The following is a 22,784-nucleotide window of genomic DNA, read 5'->3' as shown; positions in this document are numbered from 1 at the left end:
TTAAAAATAAAATATTAATCGCAGTGTCAGCAATATTACTGACCAGCTGCACCCCAATTTATAAAAAAATGAACGTAGAAAAAGAAACTTACGAAGGCCTGAATGACGGTCTGTACGCAAATTTCCAAACCTCCAAAGGAAATATGATTGTTAAATTTCAGGACAAGAAAGCGCCTGTAACTGTGGCAAATTTCATAGGTCTGGCAGAAGGTAAAATTGAGAATAAGGCCAAGGCCAAAGGTGTACCTTACTATGACGGCACTATTTTTCACCGCGTAATCAAGGATTTTATGATCCAAGGTGGCGACCCGCAAGGTACAGGTATGGGCGACCCGGGATATAAGTTTGATGATGAAAAAAATGACTTACAACATACGGGCAAGGGCATTCTTTCAATGGCCAACTCCGGTCCCAACACCAATGGATCACAGTTTTTCATTACTGAAGTTGCTACCCCTTGGTTGGATGGCCGTCACACCATTTTCGGTGAAGTGGTAAAAGGTGAAGAAGTAATTGATGCGATTGCCAATGTTGAAAAAGGTGCGCAAGACCGCCCAAAAACTGATGTTGTGCTTGAAAAGGTTTCTGTATTCAGCAAAGGCGACGAATATAAAAACTATGATGCCGCAAAGATTTTTACGGAAGGAAAATCTAAAATCCAGCAAAACAATAAGGCCATCATTGAAAAAATAGAAGCTGATAAGAAAAGGAAAGAAGAAGAATTTACAGCAAATCAACAGAAAATGGCCGAGGAATTAAAAGCCGGGATGCAGGTAACCGCGTCTGGTCTGTATTATAAAATCACTAAAACCACCGACGGAAAATCACCTGTAGCGGGAGATGAAATTTCAGTTCATTATTCCGGAAAACTGGTGGATGGGACCGAATTCGATTCTTCGTTTAAAAGAAACCAGCCACTAGAATTTTCAGTAGGTATTGGCCAAGTCATTAGAGGTTGGGATGAAGGTTTGATGCTTATGAAAGAAGGTGAAACCGCCACGTTCCTCATTCCTTCGGAGTTAGGATATGGTGCGCGCGGTGCCGGAGGTGTAATTCCACCGAATGCTTGGTTGGTTTTCGATGTAGAATTCATCAAGATCAAATAATTTACATATAGTTTAAAGTAAAGAGCATCAAATGATGCTCTTTTTTTATGGAATTATATTAAAATTTTAACTATAGTAATGAATTTAGCTGAAAATATCAGATAAGATAAGGTGTTTTCACGGTAGATAACAGTTCTTACATACCGTAAATTTGTGTAACAATAAACAGGAACTGAATTACTTACAATAAACCAAACACAACTGATGATATATCTCTCTCAATTTTACACCAAGTGATGACCGAATAACTTTATTTACGCCAAAGGTAACAACTAATAACCATAGACTCAAGTATCATAAACGTAGATAAAATAAACCAAGTAGGCTTAGACAGAAGAACCATAACACAAATGATTGAGAAGAGAAAGGTGCATTTCCCCGGGAAGTGCATCTTTTTTATACCACCTTCTCACCACAGATCTTACAGTAACGTGCGTCATCATCAATATCATCATTGCCGCACCGGCTACACACTTTTTCGAGGTTTTGCCTCTTGTTGCGCATTTCGGCAGTCACAATCCCAGTGGGGACCGCAATAATCGAATAACCTGCCAGCATCAGCAACACTGATAAGAATTTCCCCAGCGGCGTGCCCGGCGAAACATCACCATAACCCACCGTCGTTACAGTAACAACTGCCCAGTAAATACTCTGCGGAATACTTTCAAACCCTTCGCGGTGACCTTCCACCATAAACATCATCGATCCTACGATTACTGAAAATATGATGAGGAACAACAGAAAGATGTAGATCTTTCGGGAGCTGTTCTTCAGTGCACGTACAATGAAATATCCGTCGTGCATAAAGTCCATCAAGTTCAGAATCCTAAAAATCCTCAACATTCTTAGCATCCTTATAATCAGGAAATATTTTGTGACAGGAAAGAACAGACTCAGGTAAAAGGGCAGAATAGCCAAGAAATCTATAACCCCAAAGAAACTGAATATATAAGCCTTTTTATTCCGGATAGTCAGGATTCTCAGTACATATTCCACTGTAAAAAAGGCGGTAATGATAATCTCAAGAATAATAAACAGCCGATGCAGTTTCGCGTCGTAGATCTTTACACTTTCCATCATCACTATCAATGTGCTCAGCAGAATAAGCACCAACAGTGTAAGATCGAAAAGTTTCCCGAGGCGGGTATCAGATTTGAAGATGATCCGATACAGCTTGCGCTTCCATTTAGTTTTTTCGGGAATAAAATTATGCTCTTTTTCCATGTCGCAGATTCAGGAAAATAAATGTAAAGAAATAATGCTTAAATTCGTTACAAACTTAAAAAAATGACGCTAAAAGAGATAATTTCTGCACTTGAAAAGAAAATTGCGATAAGGCAGGCAGAAGATTTCGACAATGTAGGACTGCTGTGCGGAAATCCCGAAAGAGAAATTACCGGTATCATGGTATGTCACGACGCCCTTGAACATGTGGTGGATGAAGCCATCTCTCAAAACACCAACCTGATTGTCACTTTTCATCCCATCATCTTCTCTGGCCTTAAATCGCTCACTGGGAAAAATTATGTAGAGCGCGCTGTGATAAAGGCCATTGAAAACAAAATTGCCATCTATGCCATACATACCGCTTTTGATAATGACTATTTTGGAGTAAACTATCGGATTTGTGAACAGTTGGGATTGAAAAATCAACAGATCTTGATGCCAAAACAAGGCAACCTGCAAAAACTGGAGGTAATGGTGCCCGAAGATTATACAGAAAAAGTAAAAACAGCTTTGTTTGAGGCGGGAGCCGGAAATATCGGTTTCTATGATGAGTGCAGTTTCAGCCTTAACGGTGAAGGCACATTCCGCCCCATAGCCGGTTCATCACCGTTCAGCGGAAGTCTGAATATCCGGGAAAATGCTGCGGAACAAATGATATCCGTAATTTTCGAACGCCATAAGAAAAATAATATTCTTAAAAAGATGAAAGCCGCGCATCCTTATGAAGAGGTCGCTTATCAACTTATTAATTTGGAGAACGAAAACCAATATTCGGGTTTGGGCCGGTTTGGGGATTTAGAAGACGCCATGGATACGGAAGAGTTCCTGCAATTCGTTAAACAAAGATTCCAGCTACAGGTAATCCGACATTCAAGCATCAATAAAGATAAGATTACGCGTGTCGGCGTGTTGGGCGGCAGTGGTGCCAGTGGGATAAAAGCTGCGTTAATGCAGGGTTGCGACGCTTATTTGACAGGCGATGTAAAATACCATGACTTCTTCTCCGGTGAAGGGAAAATGATGATTTGCGACATCGGCCATTACGAGTCGGAGCAATTCGTCGCAGAACAAATAATTGAGATTTTATCGGAAATTTTTCCTAAATTTGCAATCTTAAAATCCCTTGGGAAAAACAATCCAGTAAATTATTTTTTATAAAACTATGGCAAAAAAACCTGTAGAAATTACCATCGAAGATAAGCTGAGAGCATTGTATGATCTGCAAATCATCGATTCTCGGTTAGATGAAATACGCAACACCAGAGGCGAATTGCCTATTGAAGTGGAAGATCTGGAAATAGAGATTGAAGGGTTGGAGAAACGTGCGGAAAAATTTCAGACAGAAATTAAAGAGCAGAATGATGAAATCAATACAAAAAATGAAGTCATCAATCACGCAAAATCACTTATTGAAAAATATAAAAACCAGCAGGATAACGTAAGAAATAATAAAGAATTCGAAGCGCTGGGCAAAGAAATTGAATTCCAAGAACTTGAAATTCAACTTGCGGAGAAAAGAATCAAGGAATTTGGCGCTAAGATTTCACACAAAAATGAAACTTTAGAAGAGCTGAACACTAAAATCGAAGAACTTCGTAATCACCTCAAATTCAAGAAGGAAGAACTCGAAACATTAGTAGCGGAGACCCAGAAAGAAGAAGAATTCCTGATGGAGAAATCTGCCGAGTTTGCTAAAAATATTGACGAAAGATTATTGGCTTCTTACCAAAGGATCCGTACCAATTCACCGAACGGACTGGCTGTTGTAGGCCTTGAAAGAGGCGCACCAAAAGGCTCGTTCTTCACACTGCCACCACAGAAGCAAATGGAAATAGCGCAGCGCAAAAAAATCATCATTGATGAGCACAGCGGGAAAATCCTGGTAGATGATGATCTGGTAAATGAGGAAACCGAAAAAATGAAAGAAATCATTACATTTAATTAATATTTCATTCAACATAAAAAATGCGCCTTACAGTTTATTTGTAAGGCGCATTTTATTTTATTGTACATCAATTGTTTGCAGACAATTTTTTATCCGTGTCATTGCTTCCGTAAGATCTTGTTCGGAAGCGGCATAGGAAAACCTGATGCAGTTGGGACTCCCGAAAGATACGCCACCCACACTTCCTACGTAGGCGTTTTCAAGCAAAAACATGGCGAAATCATCCGCATCGTTTATTAAAGTTCCGTTCAGGGTTTTACCGAGATAATAAGAGATATCCGGGAAAAAATAGAATGCCGCTTCAGGATAATTCACCTTAAAGCCTGGAATCTCTTTCATCAACCCATACACAAGGTCACGGCGGCTTTTGAACCTTTCAATCATATATTTGTAAGTCGCAGGGTCGGTTTTCAGCGCTTTTACCGATGCTTTTTGGGCTACCGTGTTTGCACCGCTGGTCATCTGTCCCTGAATTTTTTCACACGCTTTCGCCAACCACGTTGGACAAGCGGAATAGCCAATGCGCCAGCCAGTCATCGCAAATGCTTTAGACATTCCGTTGATGACCGCTGTTTGCTCATACACTTGCGGGAACTCAGCGATAGAGGTGTGTTTGCCGTCATAATTGATATACTCATAAATCTCATCCGAAATTATCGTGATTTGCGGGTATCTGGCAACAACATCTGCAATTTTTTCAAGTTCCTCATAACTGTAGAAACTTCCTGATGGGTTACAGGGCGAACTGTACAGCAATATCTTGGTTCTTGGTGTAATGGCGGCTTCAAGTTGCGCGGCCGTCATTTTAAAATCGGTATCGATAGAAGTTTCTATGAATACGGATTTGCCACCCATCATCTTCACCATTTCATGGTAGCTTACCCAGTAAGGTGCGGGTAAGATCACCTCGTCACCATCATTTAGAAGTGCTGCCAATACATTTAATATGGCCTGCTTTGCACCGTTAGAAACACAGATTTGGGTGGGTAGATAAGTTAGATGATTATCGCGTTGCAGTTTTTCGCAAACCGCCTCACGCAGGTCCAGGAAACCCGGCACTGGCGAATAATGACTGAAATTTTGATTGATCGCCTCGAAGGCGGCAGCTTTTATATCTTTCGGCACATCGAAATCGGGCTCGCCCAGTGTTAGACTGATAACGTTGTGGCCTGCGGCTTTCATTTCGCGCACCCGGTTACTCATCACGAAGGTTTGGGAGAAGCTCATCCGCGTCAGCCGGTCAGCAAATTTTTCCATAGTTGTACTTAAACGCCAAAGATAAATGTTTTTGTTCCTATTTCCCGGCTTGTTTTTTCTAAATTTGCGAAAATATCCGGGCATGAGCATCGCACTTATACAACAATATTTCCCCAACCTTTCTGTGGAGCAGCAAGAGCAATTCGGCAAACTGCAGGAACTTTATACAGAATGGAACGGAAAAATCAATGTAATATCTAGGAAAGACCTGGATTCTCTTTACGAAAAACACATCTTACATTCACTGGGCATAGCACGCGTAATGGAATTCGCGCCCGGAACTAAGATACTGGATGTTGGTACAGGAGGCGGCTTCCCGGGTATTCCACTGGCCATACTTTTCCCTGAAGCGCATTTTACGCTGGTAGATTCCATCGGGAAAAAAATAACGGTAGTAAAAGAGGTTTCCAACGGTATTGGGCTTAAAAATGTGAAGGCGATACATGGCAGGGCAGAAGATGTTAAAGATAAATTTCATTTTGTGGTGAGCCGGGCTGTTACACAGATGCCGGTTTTTCTGCGGTGGCTGAAAGGCAAATTCGAGAAAGAACAGTTCAATCCCAAACACAACGGGGTGCTTTATCTGAAAGGTGGCGACCTTGCGGAAGAACTTGCCGGCCTTAAAACTGAAATCTTCGACCTGAAAAATTATTTCGACGGCGAGTTTTTTGAAACTAAAAAAGTTGTTTATCTGTCTAAAGGTCACTTTAATTCATGATGTTTTCGGCAATTTGTTTGTTTTTATGTTTATAAGTTATAAAAGCATCTGAAATCCAATTCAGGTGCTGTCTTTTTGCGAAATATTTCTTATTTTTCTTCTTTCTCTTAGACCATGAAGTTCCTGAATAAAATCATTACCGATTTACTGTCTCAAAATACTGATTTATCGGAGTTTAACATTGTATTACCTGGAAAAAGACCTATCGTTTTTATCCGAAGGATCCTTACTGAAAAACAATATTCGGGTATCTTACCGAACTTTTATACGATAGAGGATCTTATAAAAAGCCTGGCTGATAAACAACATATTCAGGGGATCGCACTTTGGCTCTTCGCTTACGATATCTACAGGACCATTCATTCAACTGAAGATTTTGCTTCGTTTTTAAAGTGGTTCCCAACACTGTTAAAAGATTGGGATGACATCCTGAAGTTTACTGAAAACGACCACGCGGTTATTGATTACATGTTCAGTGAGGAACGGATCAAGAACTGGTCGGAAAAACTGGGCGATCAACAGGAAAACGCAAGACAGAAAAACCTGAGTTTCTGGCAGAGGATGAGCCTTTTCATTCCTTTACTTAAACAAAAACTTCAGGAACGCAACTGGGCAACCGCGGGGATGATCCATGAAACGGCCCGACATCTAATCGCAGATTTTGCTCAAAAGACTAATGGGAAATATGTATTCTGCGGATTCAATGCCTTTACACCAACCGAAGAATTGCTGGTGAAAAACCTTTTGCAGTGGGATAAGGCGCAATGCTATTTTCAGGCAGATGAATATTACATGAAAGATGAAAGACAGGAAGCCGGCAAATTTCTGCGTTTACACAAAAACTGGAAGGAGTTTAATGACAGCAGGCCTTTCCGGTGGATTGAAAATGATTTCTCGCAACCGAAGAATATTAAAGTCTATGAAGTCTCCGGTAATATTTCGCAAGCGAAAGTATTGCCCGAAATCTTCAGGGAAATGCCGCCTACAGACCTTTCTAACACGGCGGTAATACTGTTAGACGAAAACCTGCTGCCCGCTACTTTAGACGCGCTAAGCACCGTGGAGCGATTGAATATCACCATGGGTTTCCCGCTCAAGAACCTCGCCTTCAGTAATGCGGTAAAACAGTTGTTTTACCTTCAGAAACAGCAAGAACAGAAAGAAAGTTCCTATTATTACAACGATTTGCTGACCGTGTTGGAAGAATTGCCGAATAATGACACAGACCGTGAAATTGTAGCCAACTTCAAAGCAAAGATTGAGGAAAGAAATATAGTGTATGTCTCGAAAAAACAGTTTGATGAGTTTTTGGGAGCATTATCATACGCCGCACTTTTTCGTCGACCAACTTCGGTGGATCATTATTTAGACCTGCTGATCGACTATTGTTATCAACTGAAATACCGTGAGTTGGATGATATCCTTTATGAAAACATCTCGCACTTTGAACGGACTTTTAAAATCATTAAAAACCAGATCACACCATATCAGTTCACCATCAATATGGAGACGCTGGAAATCATGATTAACCAACTGGTCAATTCAGAGAATATTGATTTTCAAGGGGAACCACTTCAGGGACTACAGGTAATGGGACTGCTTGAAACCCGTTTGCTGAACTTTAAAAATATCATTCTGCTGTCTGTAAATGAAGGTAAACTGCCGCTTGGTAATACGCAAAACACCTATTTGCCATTCAATATCCGGGGGATTTTCAACATGCACACCTTCCTTGATAATGACAGTATTTATGCCTATCATTTTTATCGGCTAATACAGGATGCAGAGCATATACATCTGCTCTTCAATGCGCTCAATTCCGGTGTAAATACAGGTGAAAAAAGCCGTTTCATTACACAAATGGAAATCGAGGACCAGTTTCACGCGATTGAAAACATCATCATTGAAAATACCTCAGATCCTATTTTGCATGAAGCCATGCGAATTGAAAAAACCGCGCCTGTGATGGCCAAACTTCAGGAATGGAAGGAGCGGGTTTCGGCTTCACATCTCACAAGCTACATCTACAATCCCATAGATTTTTACTTGACGAAAATCCTTAATACCCGGGAAGCCGATGAAATTGAGGAAGAAATTTCGCAGCGCAGTTATGGGAATCTGGTCCATTACGCTTTACAGGATATTTACGAGAAATTAGTCAATAAAAAACTCACTGTCAAAGATGTATCGCTGTCTCCTAAAGCATTGGATGAAGTGATGGCACGAGCGATTGAGAAGATGAATCATCAACTCGAATTTTATCGTAAGGGGATGAATTTCATACATAAATCCATTGCGGAAAGGGTAGTACGCAACGTGCTAGATTATGACCGGAAACTCCTGGCACAAGGCAACACACTTGAAATCATCAGTGTGGAAGGTAACTTCGAGAAAGCTAATTTCATCTTAGAAAGTGAGCAACGAGAGGAAATAAATTTCTATGGTTTTATTGACCGTATCGACCGGTTGAATGGCAACTTGCGTATCATTGACTTTAAGACAGCCAAAACGAAAAACCTCTCATTAACCACGCCCAAGAAAAACGAAGCCGAAGACAAGCTGGAAAAAATATTCTTCCGCGATGATTATAAACAGGCCATGCAGCTCAGCATTTACGCGTATGCTGCATTGCATAGCAACCGCTTCCCGGATCATAGCGTAAACTGTGGGATCTGGAGTTTTGCGGAAGTGAACAAAGGCGTACAGAATCTCAGCATCTTCGGACAAGAAGATATCACAAAAACTTTGCTCGAAACCCCGATGCGTGCGATTGGGAACGTTATCTCAGAAATTTTGAATCCTGAAATACCATTTATAGAAAATACACAGCCTAAATTCGGGAAATAAAAAAAGCCTCTTTCGAGGCTCATCATTTTATCCAAAGGCGTTGATGCCGGTAATATCCATACCCGTAATCAATAAATGGATGTCGTGGGTACCTTCATAAGTAATCACCGATTCGAGGTTTGCAGCGTGGCGCATCATCGGAAATTCTCCCATGATACCCATACCACCAAGCATTTGTCGGGATTCGCGCGCTATTTCTATCGCCATCTTTACGTTATTCCGTTTCGCCATTGATATTTGTGCTGGTGTGGCGTGGTGATCCTTCTTCAGTTTACCTAGTTGCAGGCAAAGCAGTTGAGCTTTGGTAATTTCGGTTAAAAATTCTGCCAGTTTTTTCTGCTGTAGCTGAAAAGAACCGATGGGTTTACCAAACTGCTTCCGTTCTTTTGAATATTGTACAGCAGTACAGTAACAGTCGATGGCCGCACCGATGACACCCCAAGAAATCCCATAACGTGCGGAATTCAGGCACGAAAGTGGCCCTTTAAGACCTATGACATTTGGAAGAATGTTTTCTTTAGGTATCTTTACGTCATTGAAGACCAATTCCCCGGTTTTTGAAGCCCTGAGGCTCCATTTATTATGCGTTTCTGGCGTAGTAAAACCTTCAAAGCCGCGCTCCACGATCATGCCCTGTACTTTGCCGTCCTCATTTTTTGCCCAAACGACCGCGATGTCACACAAAGGTGCATTGGTGATCCACATCTTAGCCCCATTGAGCAGGTAATGATCGCCTTTGTCAACGATATGGGTTTCCATAGAGGCAGGATCTGAACCATGATTGGGTTCGGTTAAGCCAAATGCGCCGATCATTTCTCCCGCAGCCAGTTTTGGTAGGTATTTTCTTTTCTGTTCCTCACTGCCGTATTCATTGATGGGAAACATAACCAGGGAACTTTGCACGGAAGCCGCAGATCGTACGGCAGAGTCGCCCCGTTCAAGTTCCTGCATGATGAGTCCGTAGGAAATTTGGTCAAGCCCGGCACCTCCGTATTCCTCAGAAATGTATGGTCCCAAGGCGCCAATTTTCCCCAATTCTTTCATCAGATTCGGTATATCGGTGTGATTTTGCGCCGCTTCATCTATTTTGGGCATCACAAAACTTTCTACCCATTCCCGTACCGACTGTCTTATTAATTTATGTTCATCGGTTAACAGTTCATCTGTCAGATAATAGTCGGGGATTGCTGTGAGCGGGTAGTAGGCCATGATATGTTGTTTTGTTAAATGTAAGTTTTTTCTGTAAGATGATGAAATCGGGTCTTAGATATGGTCTGCGAACCTGTACAGATAAGGCGCTTTGTTCGCGGAACCGTCATAAAATTTCTCCAGCCGCTCCAGGGAATTGAGGCCGAGGATCTTTCGTTGAAAATTATTCCTGCGGAATTTTTCGCCCAGTACTGTTTCATAAACCGTCTGAAGTTCTTTCATCGTGAATTTTTCAGGGAGCAGTTTGCTTGCAACTATCTGTGTATCAATGTTTTTTCGGAGATGCTGTACGGCTTTGGGTATGATCTGGTCATGATCGAAGGCCATCTTTGGCAGGTTATCTACTTCAAACCAGGCACGGGTTTCGTTAAACGCGTCAGGAAAAGTATCAACCAGGTTATAATCAATCAAGCTACAGTACGCTACGGTAATGAAGCGCTGGAAGATCCAGTGATCGGGTGGGACTTTAATGCCTTTATTGCGGAGCAGGATCTGGTGTACATTATTTTCGGTACGGTTCTTTGCGCCAAACGTATGGAACTGATCCATAAAAATATCTGAAAGGTGGGTACGTTCATAAAGTACACGTGCAGCGGCTTCGGAGAGGTCTTCATCTTCGAACACGAACCCGCCCGGAAGCGACCAAAGGTCCAGATCATGATATTTGAGGAGAAGTATTTTCAGGATGCCGTTCTGATACCCGAAAATGGCACAATCCACTGATATATGCGGTACAAAATCCTGCGTGTCAATTAATTCCTGTAGGTTTTGTTTATTTTTCGAATCGTCTATTTTCATATACTTCAAAACTAAGCAATATTTTCTTTTTTTGGGACAAAAGATCTGTCATACAAGTTCCGGAAAGAATGATAAATATCAGTTCCTTATAAAAAGTTCTTTATAAATATCAAATTGGCAAGAGAAATATCTAAAATTAAGATTCCACAAAGGATTTATTTAGTTTGGTTTATTTTAAAAGCACCTATTAAATCTTTTAAAAATAATCTTACTTATCATTTAATTATTTCCCTATAAAGTTTTTTTCGAAATCATCACAGTTAATGGGCTTCAAAGTTTGTCCGTTGTAGGTAAGGCGCGCTGGATCGGTATAGGTGTCTATATTACCTTCAGTAGTGTGTTCGCCGATAGCTTCAACAAGATTTCCGCCTTTTTTGAGGAAGTAGATTTCGCGTTCGGATGTCGTACCTTCTGCCTGGAAGGTGTAATTTAATTTAAGCGTATCACCATGTTGTGTACCAGAAATATCGCCGTATGAACTGTCTTTTTCAAAATTCTTGTAACGCATTTTCCCAATGATGGTTCCTAAGTTATCTTCCACAGATATAAAAACCGAATCTTTACCATTTACTGCCACATAACAGTCTTGAACTGTTGAAGAAGCCAACGGTTCATCTTCGATAACCACTGAAGAATCAGCTTTAGAACTTTGAAGATCGGTATTTTCAGTCGTTTTTTTATTACAGCTAAATAAAAAAAGTACAGTTGCAGGGATTATAAGGTATTTTTTCATTGAATAGATTGTTAAACCACTTATATTATGTTAAACTAAAAATCGCTGCAATCTGCCTGTTCGAAAACAAGGCTGTGGGTGAATACAAGATCCGTAGGTTTGGCAAATACAGCGACAGAATCGTTGATCTGTTTGATCTCGCCAATGCCATCATACAGTTTATCTTCTTTTTTTAGCAAATATTTTTCGCGGTAAGAAGCGGTACCGGAAGCGGTGGATCTCACAGTAAGTTTCAGTGTGTCACCTGAACGGATGCCCGTAAAAGTGCCTGATGAGTTACTGGATTCTGGATTCTCGTATAACAAAGTCCCGGTAATTTTTCCTGCATCATCAATGATAGAAAGTCTTACCGTATCATCGGCTTCGAGGCCTTCATAACAGGTTTCGTGGGATTGTGTGGCAGCATTATGAGGATTTTTTTTGTTACAGCTAAGGAAACTAACCGCTGTAAGGATAACAAGCGTATAATATTTCATTATTCCAGATTGTAGTGAAAATTTCAGGGTGTTAAATATAGTAAATTTTCATAAGATGCAGGAGGCGAAAAGTCATGTTAAAGTGTTAAAATATGCATCAATATAAACTCCTATAATTTATATTATGTTAAATTGTGTAATTTTCTGAATTCAGAATATATTTTATTCCACAGCATTGGATTTTTAGAATCAGTATTAAACTTTAATGTTCCATACTTTAAATGAAAAAACCATCCGAAGAAGGTTTTTATCTATTTTTTAAGACATTTCTCAAGGAACTGATCTTGTTCCCACAATACGTGTAAGATATTTTCACGAGCTGCGTACCCATGAGATTCCAGCGGTAACAGTACCATTCTTACAGGCGCACCTAGGTTTTTAAGTGCCTGAAAATATCGTTCGGTCTGAAGCGTGAATGTTCCGGGGTTATTGTCAGCTTCACCATGTATCAGTAACATCGGTGTCTTCATCTTATCAGCGTTCATAAATGGCGACATGGTGTTGTAGATCTCTGGCACGTCCCAATAGTTACGTTGCTCGCTCTGGAAGCCAAATGGCGTAAGCGTTCGGTTATAAGCGCCACTTCGTGCAATTCCACAGGCGTAATCTTTAGAATGGCTCAGCAGGTTTGCCGTCATGAATGCGCCGTATGAATGTCCACCTACCGCTACTTTATTACGGTCGATGTAGCCCAGTTTATCCACTGCATCGATTGCGGCTTTTCCGTTGGCTATAAGCTGTGCTAGGAACGTATCGTTTGGTTCGGCTGTACCTTCACCAATTATTGGGAAAGCGGCATCGTCCAGCACTGCATATCCCTTCGTCACCCAATAGATAAATGAACCATAGCTTGGGAAAGTGAAATCGTTGGGGTTTTGTGTATTCTGCCCGGCGGTATTTTTGTCTTTGTACTCTGTTGGGTACGCCCAAATAAGCAACGGAAGTTTTTCTTTGGGATTCTTACGGTCGAAATTAGCAGGTAAATAAAGCGTACCAGTAAGCTCTACCCCGTCGTTTCTTTTGTATTTGATGACTTCTTTATATACATCCTTAATGCTTTCAAACGGGTTTGCGAAAGAGGTAAGCGCAGTCGCTTTTCCGTTTTTAATGTTTCTAACGAAATAATTTGGGTATTTGTTAGCAGATTGCTCTACCACAAGTACGTTACCACTTTTCGCATCGATGATATCGACGATGCTTTCCTTTGAATTTTTCAGTTTCGAGGTATAAATCCTTTTCTTCGAGAGGGAATTCAAGTCAATTTCATCAATGAATGGGAACTGTCCGTTCTTTGTAAACCCATCACCTACCAGGTACGATTTGTTATTTTTAGCATCAATGACAGTTCTGCCATACTGGTTTTTGGTAGTGTTAAAGGTTCCGGGATCCATGTAAACATCCTGATAGTTACGGTCACCAATAACTTTTGAAGTATTGTTTTTCAGGTTGACGAGGTAAGATTTGGTGTTACGGGTATCATACCAACTGTCAGACACAACTGCGAAATCCGAATTCGACCAATCAACCCCACTGAAACGTTGCGCGGTCTTGAAAAACGACTTTGGGTCCTGATCAAATGGTGCTTCCCAGAGGAAAATCTCATCCCGGTATTCGACAGATTTAGCGGCATCACCCCCATCCAGCGCTTCGGCATAGACCAACGTCGCAGGCTGATCATCACGCCAGGTCATGTTCCTCTTTCCTGTACGTACGGAGGAGAAACCTTTCGGCATGATCTCGGTTAACGGGACTTCGTTTACTTTCTTCACCAGATTTCCGGCTTGGTCGTACACTTCAGAACTCATCGGGAAACGGCTCAGCGGTACGATATAAGAATACGGACGCTCGATGGTGGTCAGCATTACATAATTACCATCTGGTGAAAAACTCATCCCTGTATAGATGGCTGCGGGTTTGTAATCGCTTACAGTACCGTTCACCGCTATCTTCACAAGGTCTGCTTTCGCCAGTGTTTCGAAGTTAGCTTCATCTTGCGGATTTTTCAATAGATCTTGGTAAGTTCTGTTTTGCGATACCTTGCCATCAGCGTTTGATACTGTAGGGCCTGTGGGGATTTCGTTTTTAGAGTCAATCAGGTTGCCACGTCCGGCTGGGATTCTCTTTACAAGTAACTGCTGAGAGTCTCTCATCCATACATACGGTGAACCGAGATTAGCATTCAGGTTATCATTGCTGATTTTCCTTGCGGTGGCTGTCGCTAGGTCAAGAAGCCATAATTCAACACCTTTTGAGGTCGTGTTGGTAAAGGCCATCATCTTCTCATCAGGTGAAAATGACATGTAGGTAATCTTGGGATTTGTCGGCAATCCTTTTACCTGGGTTTCGGTTTTATCCTTTAATCTTTTGATTTTAAGATTGTTAACATACGTCACTGTACTGCTGATGTTTGTCACCGGATTCACACGTAAACCTGCCAGTTTCATTTCTGGCTGATTGAGGTCATCCAAAGATTTGTACGTGGGGCGGTAAGAAAAGATCAACCATTGCTTCTTACTGTCCATCATCACGCTGGGTGCGCGCTGAAAGTCAGCCAACTGAAGGATTTCAGGTGATGGCTGCTGGTACGTAATGTTTTCCTGTGCATACACCAGTCCGGCAAAGACCAGTGCTGCTAGCGTAAGTTTGATTTTCATAAATTATTGTAATTGTTTTTTTGAAGTCAGAAATAAAAAATACATCAACAGCAAAGTCGATGTATCATAAGAAGCGTTACCAATTGTTTTCGCGCCTCCTGCCAATCATATAGTCCACCGAATATCTACCCGGCCCGAATGCAAAAAGCATCAGGTAAATCGAAAGATACAGTAGGCTAAGCTCTCTTTTGGCAAAAGGGTCTGCGCTGTGCACCACTAACCCGGCGACAGCCATAGTAATGAGGAGGAAAAATACAGCGATACGGCTGAAGAGTCCTAAAATAATAAAAATGGAACATACAAATTCCGCGAAAACCGCTAGGATAAGAGAGGTTTTGGCGCTAAGCCCCATAAATTCGAAGAAAACTATCTCCTCGCCCGAAAGTAGCTGCTGAAGTTTAGGAAAACCGTGTGAAAGCATTGCAAATCCTACAAAAATCCTGATGACTAAAATTACCAAATCGGTAATAACAGCGTTACTTTTCGTCGAAGTAAAATAGTTCATAAAACAAATTTTACCAAATTTAAGAAAAATACCGGTAAAAACAAGGATTTAGCGGTAACCGAAGTTTTTCAGGTCGCGCTCGTTCTTGCGCCAGTCTTTCTTAACTTTTACGAAAAGGTTCAGGTGAATTTTTTTGCTGAAGAATTTTTCAAGGTCCAGACGAGCTTCGGTGCCCACTTTTTTTATCGCTTCGCCCTTGTGGCCTATCACAATGCCCTTTTGCGTATCTCTTTCAACGTAAATAATAGAATCGATGAAGATAATGCCTTCCTTTTCTTTGAACATTTCTGTCACCACCTCCACCGCGTACGGGATTTCCTTCTCGTAATTCAATAGAATTTTCTCGCGGATCGTTTCGTTTACAAAAAAACGTTCGGACTTATCCGTAAACATATCCTTGTCATAATACGGCGGGTTTTCGGGCAGCAAAGATTTCAGTTTCGGTAAGATCACCTCTGTATTGAAGCCTCGCAACGCTGAAATCGGCAGTATCTCGGCTTTTGGGATGCGCTGGTGCCATATTTCCATCACTTTTTCAAGGTCTTCCTGGTTCGATGCGTCAATTTTATTGATGAGTATGAGCACGGGCACAGGAATTTTGTTCAGTTTTTCAACCAGAAACTCGAATGGTTCGGTCTTATCTAAAATATCCACAATGAATAGGAAAACATCCGCATCCTGTAAAGAGTCTTTTACAAAATCCATCATTTTTTCCTGCAAGCCATACTTCGGATCCAGCACGCCCGGTGTGTCCGAAAACACAATCTGCAAATCCTCTTCATTATAAATGCCGAAAATACGGTGACGCGTCGTTTGGGCTTTTTGGGTGACAATGGCCAGTTTTTCGCCCATCAGTTGGTTCAGAAGTGTTGATTTTCCGGCATTTGGCTTTCCTACTATATTTACAAATCCTGCTTTATGCATTTCTCAGAATATTAAAAAGATTAAAAGTCATCATCTGATGATGAGACAAAGATAATGAATTGTCTTATTTAAAGACTACTGGCAGTATTTCGTTTTCCTGAAGCGCGAATCTTCTGCGGTCTTCAGCTGAAAACTTCTTCGAGTAAAAATTGGCCTCTGTACGGAAACCGGCGTTTTGCAACCGTTCGAAGAAATCCATACCGTACCAACGTACATGGTCGTATTGGCCAAAATGCTTCTGCCGTTCTTTCGGGTCGGTAATGCTGAAATCTTCATACGTTTTCTGCAACGTATTCCTCATCGGGACCTGAAATATTCCCCAGCCTCCTTTTTTCATGACACGGTAAAGTTCGCTCATGGCACGCCGATCGTCCTCTATATGCTCAAGTACATGGTTACAGAAAATGACATCAAAACTTTCATCCTCAAAAGGCAGGTTCAGCAAATCCGCCTTTACATCTACAATGGGCGAAAAAAGGTCTGCGGAAACATATGTCAAGTTCTTCATCTGTTTAAACCTCCGCAGAAATTCCTGTTCGGGGGCGATATGAAGGACTTTGTAACTCTTTGTAAAGAAGTCGGTTTCATTCTGTAGGTAGAGCCACATCTGGCGGTGCCTCTCTAAACTAAGTGTGGAGGGGGAAAGTGCATTATCGCGCTGTTTGCCGTAACCGTAAGGTAAAAATTTGCGGTAAGACTTCCCGTCAATGGGATCGGTAAAATTATTGCCTTTAAAGAACTGATAAATTAGCGGACGCAGCAAGATGCTTAACTGAATAAGCACTGGGCGCGGAATTTTATTCAGTAAAAAACGGGCAATTTTCTTCATTAAAAATCTAAAGTAAAAGGAGCTTCCTCATCACTTTCGATGCCGAGGGCCTCATAAATATATTTATAAGTTGACAGCAAAACGGGTTTCCCAGCAATGATGGTCACATCATGCTCGAAATGTGCGGATGGGGAATTATCCAGTGAAGTCACCGTCCACCCATCATCATGAAATTTAACTTTTTCAGTCCCGAGGTTCACCATTGGCTCAATCGCCAAAACAATCCCGTCTTTCAAGACTTTCCCACTGCCTTTTCGACCGTAGTTTGGCACTTGCGGATCTTCATGCATTTTACGCCCGAGGCCGTGGCCTACAAGCTCGCGCACCACGCCGTAGCCGTGTTTTTCGCAGTGTTCCTGTATTGCGTTAGAGATGTCTCCTACTCTCTTTCCGCGTACACATTGGGCGATGCCTTTGTATAGGGATTCTTTCGTTACTTCCAAAAGTTTCTTGGTTTCCGCGGCTACTTCACCTACCTGAAAAGAATATGCATGGTCGCCATAAAAGCCGTTCATATAAACCCCACAATCTACCGAGAGAATATCGCCTTCGCGCAGTGGCTTGTCATTAGGAATGCCATGAACCACTTCTGCATTAGGTGAAATACAAAGGTTTTTGGGAAAGCCATACATTCCTAAAAATGCAGGTTCGCCACCGTGATCTCGGATATACTCGCCACCGAGTTTATCCAGATGCTCGGTAGTAGTGCCAGGCACAATTTCCTTGGCTAACATGCCCAGAGTTTTAGAGACCAACTGGGCACTTTCGCGAATCAGCCGCAGTTCATCAAGTGTTTTAAAAATAATCATAAGCTATTTTTTACCAGAACAGGCCTTTCTTTTTGTCTTTTTTCATTTTTGAATAAGGCAAAACCTCCTTGCCTTCCACCCGAAACTCTATTTTTTCATTGATGATGTTATAGATTTCTCCCCAACCGGGAAAACCGCCAAGGTTACGGTCATCAATGAAAAGATCGACATCTATTTTACGTGATGCGGCATTACCGTCAAAGATTTCTCCTTCAAAACTTGCATTCACGGCATAAAATTCAACGCCGTTTTTACGACAGAATTCCACAGCTTCATCCAAAGTTTTCCCATGTCTGAAAGTCCAGAGGATAAGGCGGTAGCCTTCTGACTGAAGTTGGCGAAGGGTTTCGAAGGCAAAAGTCTTGGGTTTGCCAATACCTGGATAGGCATCTTCCACTACGGTACCATCAAAATCTATGGCGAGTTTTTTATTGCTTTTCATTTTGCGTAAAAATTTCGGAATGCAAAGATAATAAAATAAAAGAGCGGTAGAAAATTCTGCCGCTCTGGTAAAGAAGTATTTTGTTTGATTAAGATTTCACCCATTTGAACTGATATTGCAAATCAGGGGTTGCGATTCTGTCGGTGATCTTCTGTAATCTGGATGGCAGTTTCATTAGATACTCCTGTGCTTTTTCTGCTTTTTCGTTCAGTCCGGTAATGTATTCGATCTTCCAGTCTGTCAGCAAATCGCTGAGGATGTTAATATAATCTTGCCCTGTGTACACCATCGCACGCTGTGCAGCATCAGAAAAGTGCCCCCAAAGTTCACCGGCTTTTTGGCCAGATTCGCGCATCAAATGTGCGGGCATCACAATTTTCTTTCTCATCATATCTTCGAAGGCAAGCATCATTTCAGAAGGATCAAGCTCGAAGATACGCGTTACGAAATGTTTGTAAGCTTTGGCATGTCGTGCTTCATCAGCAGCGATTACACCACACATCTTAGCCAGTTTTCCGTTACCGCTCTGTTTGGCCAGCGTACCTACACGCCGGTGTGAAATGTTGGTCGCGGTTTCCTGAAAACTTGTATAAACAAAATTTCGATAAGGGTCCATGGATGTTCCCAAATCGAAACCATCCTGTATCAAATACTGTGTAGTAACCTCTACCTCACGCATATTTACGCGTCCACACAGGTAAAGATATTTATTCAGTAGATCGCCGTGGCGGTTTTCCTCCGCAGTCCAGCTACGCACCCATTGTGACCAGCCGGTACGCTCTTCCTGATCTACGCCATCAATCCCCATTATCCAAGATTCGTAACTTGGCAGAGCTTCTTCGGTAATACAATCGCCGATAAGTGTTACGAAAAGGTCGTAACCCATTTCCTGGGCGTATGTTTGTAATTCTTCTACGTCATATTTGAATGTGTCTGATGAAGGATCTGGCAAAAAATCTGTTGGCTGCCAAATTTTTTCAACGGGTGTGAGATAAGAAGTGATGAAGTCTCCAACCTCTTTTCCCAGATTCCTCATTACCTCCAGTCTAACTAATTTATTGTACATGCTGTTTAAATTCTGTTTAAGCAAAGATAATAAAATTATATTCGCCACATAAGAAAGGCATTTAAAATAAGAAACGCTCTGTTATTGAATCTTAGAAGGATTTTGTTATATAAAAACGACCTGAAATACATAAGCATTTTCAGGCCGTTTATTATTGGTGTTTAATTATATTTTAATTGATGATTATATCACCTGTCATGATCTCAGGGATTTCAATATCCATTGCTTTTAATATGGATGGCGCAACGTCTCCAAGCTTACCGGGCTTCAGCTGCCAGGTGCGGTCTTTATCCATCACGATCAGTGGAACTAAATTAGTGGAGTGCTGGGTGTTCGGGCTTCCGTCGGCATTCTTCATGACATCTGAATTGCCGTGATCTGCCAATATAAATACGGTATAACCATGTTCGTAGGCGGTTTTTGCCACCTTTTCTATACAGGCATCTACCACTTCCGCGGCTTTAACAGCGGCTGAAAATACGCCGGTATGACCAACCATGTCGGTATTGGCAAAGTTCAGACAAATAAAATCGGCAGATTCGCTTTCGATTTCAGGTAAAATTCTTTCTGTAATGTCGTACGCGGACATCTCAGGCTTAAAATCGTAGGTCGGCACATCTTTCGGACTTGGGCATAACAGCCTCCGTTCGCCTAAAAATTCAGCTTCGCGACCGCCTGAAAAGAAGAATGTTACGTGGGGGTATTTTTCGGTTTCCGCTACGCGGATCTGCGTTTTACCATGCTTTTCGAGGATTTCGCCAAGAGTGCCCTGCAGTACACTTTCATCGAAGACTACTTTTATATCGTCAAAATCTTTATCATAGTTCGTCATCGTAACGTAGTAAAGTTTAAGATGGCTCATCCCAAACTCCGGAAAGTCCTTCTGTGAGAGTACTTCGGTAATTTCCCGGCCACGGTCTGTCCGGAAATTGAAGCAAAAGACTACATCTTCTTCATTGATACGTGCCACGGGTAGGTTGCCATCTTTCATGCAGACAATCGGACGCAGAAACTCATCAGTAATGCCATCGTTATAGCAACGGTCAAAAGTCCCTATGATATCGCGTGTATGTTCACCAATCCCCCTAACCATGAGATCATAAGCCAGCTTCACCCGTTCCCAGCGGCGGTCGCGGTCCATGGCGTAATATCGCCCAATGACGGTGGCAAGTTTGCCGGTGGTATTGGCCATATGCCCTAAAAGATCTTCAACAAAACCTTTTCCTGAAAGCGGATCACAGTCGCGCCCATCTGTAAAAGCGTGCACAAAGACATTATCGGTAAAACCATATTCATGTGCGGCCGTAAGCAACCCTTTCAAATGATTGATATGCGAATGCACGCCCCCATCAGACAACAGCCCGATGAAATGAATGTTCTTTTTATTGATCGCCGCATACTCGAACGCTTGGGTAATGACGTTTTCTTTGCCTAAGGTGGCATTTTCTACGGCCATATTCAGTTTCACGAGGTTTTGATACACTACACGGCCTGCACCAAGATTCATGTGGCCCACCTCCGAATTGCCCATCTGGCCGAATGGGAGACCAACTGCAGTTCCGCTGGCTTCTAAGGTGGTATGTGGGAAATGCTGATAGCAGGAATCCATGAAAGGGGTATGTGCCTGAGCAATGGCAGAAACTGATGGATCTGTACCGAGTCCCCAGCCGTCAAGTATGGCTAATATGGCTTTTTTCGACATTTTTTAACGATTTTTATTACTACAAAATTAAGGAATTGAAACGAGCTTTGCGAGCGAAGTCACCTAATTATCATCATAAAAATATTTTCTGAAAAGCCTTACGGGCACTTCCACGAAAGTAAACTTCGCCACAATATTGGTAATCCCTTTTTTCAAAAATCCTCAGCATCGCGGCATTGTCATAGTTCGTGTCAACTTTAATACTGGGGATTTGCTGTTGCTGTACCTGTTTTTCTATCTCATCAAAGATTAATGATGCCAGACCCTGGCCGGCAAATTCATCGGCGACGGCGACGCGGTGTACCACCATATAGTCATCATCAGAGAGCCATTTGCCTTCTATATTTTCATAGGCGGGTTCGGTTTCATGTATCACAGCCGCATAAACCGCTATTCTTGATGAAACTTCTATGACGTAGCCGAAACCTTTGTTGATGTCATCCGTCACCGAATCTATATTTGGATAGCCGTCCTGCCACTGCCGGCTGCCCTCTTTCTTTCTTCTTTCGATGCCTTGCCGTAATATTTCCCAGATCTGATCGCGGTCGGCCATGTTAGCTTTTCGATAGATATATTGATGAGTCTGCATTCTTTTTGTAATTTTCCACAAATCTACTGAAGTTATCTATGATAATGATAAAGGCTGATCTAATTAGCAACAACCACGCTATATGCGAAGATTTAATAGAAAAATTTGAGTGGCATTTTGATCTGGTAATTATTAAAAAATGTTTTTAATCCAGATATGGAAATAGCGAAAATGTTATAAAAAAGAAAACCAGTTTATGATAAACCGGTTTTCTTTTTTTTCTTCATTTGTGTCTTTGTGTTTGACGTGTCTAAATTACGCCGAAAAAACACTTTTAATTAGCGTGAAAACACCCTTTTTTCAAATAATAATATTATGTTTAATCGCAAACATGACAATTCCCACCCTGGATTTCACATTCAGTTTCACGAATACCGAATCGCGGTAACCATCTACGGTGCGCGGACTTACGAACATTTGGTCGGCAATTTCGCGGTAGGTAAGTTCTGAACATGCGAGGCGAATAAACTCTAGTTCACGCTCTTTTAAGGCATCATTCAGGGTTTCCATGAATTTTTCCTCTGTCTTGATCTTCAACAGACTTTGGGTGACAAGATCGGTGTAGAATATCCCTTTTTTATGTACGATATCTATAGCATCAAAAAGGATGTCGGGTGACATATCTTTAAGCAGATAACCTTTAGCACCGGCTTTCAGCATTTTAATGATGGTCCCTTCATGATCCTCCATGGTTAGCGCGATGACTTTTAAGTTCGGATAATCTTGGGTAAGTTCTGCGGTGGTCTCGATTCCGTTCTTAATTGGCATATTGATATCCATCAATACTACATCGGGGAAATCCTGTGTGGTACTTAAGGTATCGAGAAAATCCTGACCATTAGGGCTGTTTATAATTACATTAAAGGCCGGGTTATAAGAAATCATATTTTCCAATGCTTTTGATACCAGTTTGTGATCATCTACAATGGCAATCTTTATTGTGTTCAT

At 41.6% G+C, this 22,784-nt stretch carries 21 protein-coding genes; 5 read left to right on the top strand and 16 right to left on the bottom strand.

What is annotated here, in order from left to right; genetic code table 11:
* The first annotated feature begins 68 nt into the window (after positions 1-68).
* Complete coding sequence (locus CO230_RS06265; RefSeq protein ID WP_122028913.1) at positions 69-1,106, top strand: peptidylprolyl isomerase; 1,038 nt, start codon at positions 69-71, stop codon at positions 1,104-1,106.
* A gap of 396 nt (positions 1,107-1,502) precedes the next feature.
* On the opposite strand, the gene CO230_RS06260 is transcribed toward CO230_RS06265, so the two are convergent.
* Entirely contained in the window at positions 1,503-2,330 is an 828-nt protein-coding gene (locus CO230_RS06260; RefSeq protein ID WP_122027814.1) for an ion transporter, read from the bottom strand.
* Between the two features lie 63 nt (positions 2,331-2,393).
* Here CO230_RS06260 and CO230_RS06255 point away from each other — a divergent pair, with 63 nt between their 5' ends.
* Together CO230_RS06255 and CO230_RS06250 are read left to right on the top strand one after the other, a co-directional pair.
* Positions 2,394-3,491 carry a Nif3-like dinuclear metal center hexameric protein gene (locus CO230_RS06255; RefSeq protein ID WP_122027813.1) on the top strand — a complete coding sequence of 366 codons (1,098 nt, stop codon included), beginning with the start codon at positions 2,394-2,396 and terminating at the stop codon, positions 3,489-3,491.
* A 4-nt stretch (positions 3,492-3,495) separates the two neighbouring features.
* Entirely contained in the window at positions 3,496-4,278 is a 783-nt protein-coding gene (locus CO230_RS06250; protein ID WP_122027812.1) for a zinc ribbon domain-containing protein, read from the top strand.
* 57 nt (positions 4,279-4,335) lie between these two features.
* Here CO230_RS06250 and CO230_RS06245 read toward each other — a convergent pair whose 3' ends face one another.
* On the bottom strand, positions 4,336-5,535 hold the full coding sequence (locus tag CO230_RS06245) for a pyridoxal phosphate-dependent aminotransferase (RefSeq protein ID WP_122027811.1): 1,200 nt from the start codon (positions 5,533-5,535) through the stop codon (positions 4,336-4,338).
* Between the two features lie 82 nt (positions 5,536-5,617).
* On the opposite strand from CO230_RS06245, the gene rsmG reads away from it, so the two are divergent.
* On the top strand, positions 5,618-6,253 hold the full coding sequence (gene rsmG, locus CO230_RS06240; protein WP_122028912.1) for a 16S rRNA (guanine(527)-N(7))-methyltransferase RsmG: 636 nt from the start codon (positions 5,618-5,620) through the stop codon (positions 6,251-6,253).
* Positions 6,254-6,367: 114 nt separating this feature from the next.
* Entirely contained in the window at positions 6,368-9,100 is a 2,733-nt protein-coding gene (locus tag CO230_RS06235) for a PD-(D/E)XK nuclease family protein (RefSeq protein WP_122027810.1), read from the top strand.
* Between the two features lie 27 nt (positions 9,101-9,127).
* On the opposite strand, the gene CO230_RS06230 is transcribed toward CO230_RS06235, so the two are convergent.
* The 14 genes from CO230_RS06230 to CO230_RS06165 form a co-directional block, all read right to left on the bottom strand.
* Positions 9,128-10,309: an acyl-CoA dehydrogenase family protein gene (locus tag CO230_RS06230; protein ID WP_122027809.1), complete on the bottom strand. Its 1,182-nt coding sequence runs from the start codon at positions 10,307-10,309 to the stop codon at positions 9,128-9,130.
* Between the two features lie 54 nt (positions 10,310-10,363).
* Complete coding sequence (locus CO230_RS06225; protein ID WP_122027808.1) at positions 10,364-11,107, bottom strand: NUDIX hydrolase; 744 nt, start codon at positions 11,105-11,107, stop codon at positions 10,364-10,366.
* 223 nt (positions 11,108-11,330) lie between these two features.
* A complete protein-coding gene (locus CO230_RS06220) occupies positions 11,331-11,840 on the bottom strand; it encodes a hypothetical protein (protein WP_122027807.1) in 510 nt (169 codons plus the stop codon).
* A 35-nt stretch (positions 11,841-11,875) separates the two neighbouring features.
* Complete coding sequence (locus tag CO230_RS06215) at positions 11,876-12,316, bottom strand: hypothetical protein (RefSeq protein ID WP_122027806.1); 441 nt, start codon at positions 12,314-12,316, stop codon at positions 11,876-11,878.
* Between the two features lie 251 nt (positions 12,317-12,567).
* Positions 12,568-14,970, bottom strand: a complete 2,403-nt coding sequence (locus CO230_RS06210) for a prolyl oligopeptidase family serine peptidase (protein WP_122027805.1) — start codon at positions 14,968-14,970, stop codon at positions 12,568-12,570.
* A gap of 76 nt (positions 14,971-15,046) precedes the next feature.
* Positions 15,047-15,475, bottom strand: coding sequence for a DoxX family protein (locus CO230_RS06205; protein WP_122027804.1), 429 nt, complete (start codon positions 15,473-15,475; stop codon positions 15,047-15,049).
* 48 nt (positions 15,476-15,523) lie between these two features.
* Positions 15,524-16,399 (bottom strand): GTPase Era, encoded by an 876-nt coding sequence (gene era / locus CO230_RS06200; protein WP_122027803.1) that lies wholly within the window; start codon positions 16,397-16,399, stop codon positions 15,524-15,526.
* Between the two features lie 64 nt (positions 16,400-16,463).
* The gene (locus tag CO230_RS06195) at positions 16,464-17,228 is read right to left on the bottom strand and encodes a class I SAM-dependent methyltransferase (protein WP_122027802.1); all 765 of its coding nucleotides are present in this window, start codon (positions 17,226-17,228) and stop codon (positions 16,464-16,466) included.
* Entirely contained in the window at positions 17,228-18,037 is an 810-nt protein-coding gene (map, locus tag CO230_RS06190) for a type I methionyl aminopeptidase (RefSeq protein WP_122027801.1), read from the bottom strand. The genes CO230_RS06195 and map overlap by 1 nt, the downstream gene beginning before the upstream one ends.
* A gap of 10 nt (positions 18,038-18,047) precedes the next feature.
* Positions 18,048-18,479, bottom strand: coding sequence for a BT0820 family HAD-type phosphatase (locus tag CO230_RS06185; protein WP_122027800.1), 432 nt, complete (start codon positions 18,477-18,479; stop codon positions 18,048-18,050).
* A gap of 88 nt (positions 18,480-18,567) precedes the next feature.
* Positions 18,568-19,545, bottom strand: coding sequence for an acyl-ACP desaturase (locus tag CO230_RS06180; RefSeq protein WP_122027799.1), 978 nt, complete (start codon positions 19,543-19,545; stop codon positions 18,568-18,570).
* 172 nt (positions 19,546-19,717) lie between these two features.
* Positions 19,718-21,247 (bottom strand): 2,3-bisphosphoglycerate-independent phosphoglycerate mutase, encoded by a 1,530-nt coding sequence (gene gpmI / locus CO230_RS06175; RefSeq protein ID WP_122027798.1) that lies wholly within the window; start codon positions 21,245-21,247, stop codon positions 19,718-19,720.
* A gap of 73 nt (positions 21,248-21,320) precedes the next feature.
* Complete coding sequence (locus CO230_RS06170) at positions 21,321-21,836, bottom strand: GNAT family N-acetyltransferase (protein ID WP_122027797.1); 516 nt, start codon at positions 21,834-21,836, stop codon at positions 21,321-21,323.
* A gap of 300 nt (positions 21,837-22,136) precedes the next feature.
* Positions 22,137-22,784 (bottom strand): response regulator transcription factor, encoded by a 648-nt coding sequence (locus CO230_RS06165; RefSeq protein WP_122028911.1) that lies wholly within the window; start codon positions 22,782-22,784, stop codon positions 22,137-22,139.

Source organism: Chryseobacterium sp. 6424, assembly GCF_003692615.1.
Taxonomy (GTDB): Bacteria; Bacteroidota; Bacteroidia; order Flavobacteriales; family Weeksellaceae; genus Kaistella.
This window is presented reverse-complemented; position numbering and strand designations above follow the sequence as displayed.

What these genes read in the sequence shown, in the direction of transcription:
- CO230_RS06265 (WP_122028913.1), top strand. Translation starts at nt 69, where the DNA reads ATGAACGTAGAAAAAGAAACTTACGAAGGCCTGAATGACGGTCTGTAC.
- CO230_RS06260 (WP_122027814.1), bottom strand. Translation starts at nt 2,330, where the DNA reads ATGGAAAAAGAGCATAATTTTATTCCCGAAAAAACTAAATGGAAGCGC.
- CO230_RS06255 (WP_122027813.1), top strand. Translation starts at nt 2,394, where the DNA reads ATGACGCTAAAAGAGATAATTTCTGCACTTGAAAAGAAAATTGCGATA.
- CO230_RS06250 (WP_122027812.1), top strand. Translation starts at nt 3,496, where the DNA reads ATGGCAAAAAAACCTGTAGAAATTACCATCGAAGATAAGCTGAGAGCA.
- CO230_RS06245 (WP_122027811.1), bottom strand. Translation starts at nt 5,535, where the DNA reads ATGGAAAAATTTGCTGACCGGCTGACGCGGATGAGCTTCTCCCAAACC.
- rsmG (WP_122028912.1), top strand. Translation starts at nt 5,618, where the DNA reads ATGAGCATCGCACTTATACAACAATATTTCCCCAACCTTTCTGTGGAG.
- CO230_RS06235 (WP_122027810.1), top strand. Translation starts at nt 6,368, where the DNA reads ATGAAGTTCCTGAATAAAATCATTACCGATTTACTGTCTCAAAATACT.
- CO230_RS06230 (WP_122027809.1), bottom strand. Translation starts at nt 10,309, where the DNA reads ATGGCCTACTACCCGCTCACAGCAATCCCCGACTATTATCTGACAGAT.
- CO230_RS06225 (WP_122027808.1), bottom strand. Translation starts at nt 11,107, where the DNA reads ATGAAAATAGACGATTCGAAAAATAAACAAAACCTACAGGAATTAATT.
- CO230_RS06220 (WP_122027807.1), bottom strand. Translation starts at nt 11,840, where the DNA reads ATGAAAAAATACCTTATAATCCCTGCAACTGTACTTTTTTTATTTAGC.
- CO230_RS06215 (WP_122027806.1), bottom strand. Translation starts at nt 12,316, where the DNA reads ATGAAATATTATACGCTTGTTATCCTTACAGCGGTTAGTTTCCTTAGC.
- CO230_RS06210 (WP_122027805.1), bottom strand. Translation starts at nt 14,970, where the DNA reads ATGAAAATCAAACTTACGCTAGCAGCACTGGTCTTTGCCGGACTGGTG.
- CO230_RS06205 (WP_122027804.1), bottom strand. Translation starts at nt 15,475, where the DNA reads ATGAACTATTTTACTTCGACGAAAAGTAACGCTGTTATTACCGATTTG.
- era (WP_122027803.1), bottom strand. Translation starts at nt 16,399, where the DNA reads ATGCATAAAGCAGGATTTGTAAATATAGTAGGAAAGCCAAATGCCGGA.
- CO230_RS06195 (WP_122027802.1), bottom strand. Translation starts at nt 17,228, where the DNA reads ATGAAGAAAATTGCCCGTTTTTTACTGAATAAAATTCCGCGCCCAGTG.
- map (WP_122027801.1), bottom strand. Translation starts at nt 18,037, where the DNA reads ATGATTATTTTTAAAACACTTGATGAACTGCGGCTGATTCGCGAAAGT.
- CO230_RS06185 (WP_122027800.1), bottom strand. Translation starts at nt 18,479, where the DNA reads ATGAAAAGCAATAAAAAACTCGCCATAGATTTTGATGGTACCGTAGTG.
- CO230_RS06180 (WP_122027799.1), bottom strand. Translation starts at nt 19,545, where the DNA reads ATGTACAATAAATTAGTTAGACTGGAGGTAATGAGGAATCTGGGAAAA.
- gpmI (WP_122027798.1), bottom strand. Translation starts at nt 21,247, where the DNA reads ATGTCGAAAAAAGCCATATTAGCCATACTTGACGGCTGGGGACTCGGT.
- CO230_RS06170 (WP_122027797.1), bottom strand. Translation starts at nt 21,836, where the DNA reads ATGCAGACTCATCAATATATCTATCGAAAAGCTAACATGGCCGACCGC.
- CO230_RS06165 (WP_122028911.1), bottom strand. Translation starts at nt 22,784, where the DNA reads ATGAACACAATAAAGATTGCCATTGTAGATGATCACAAACTGGTATCA.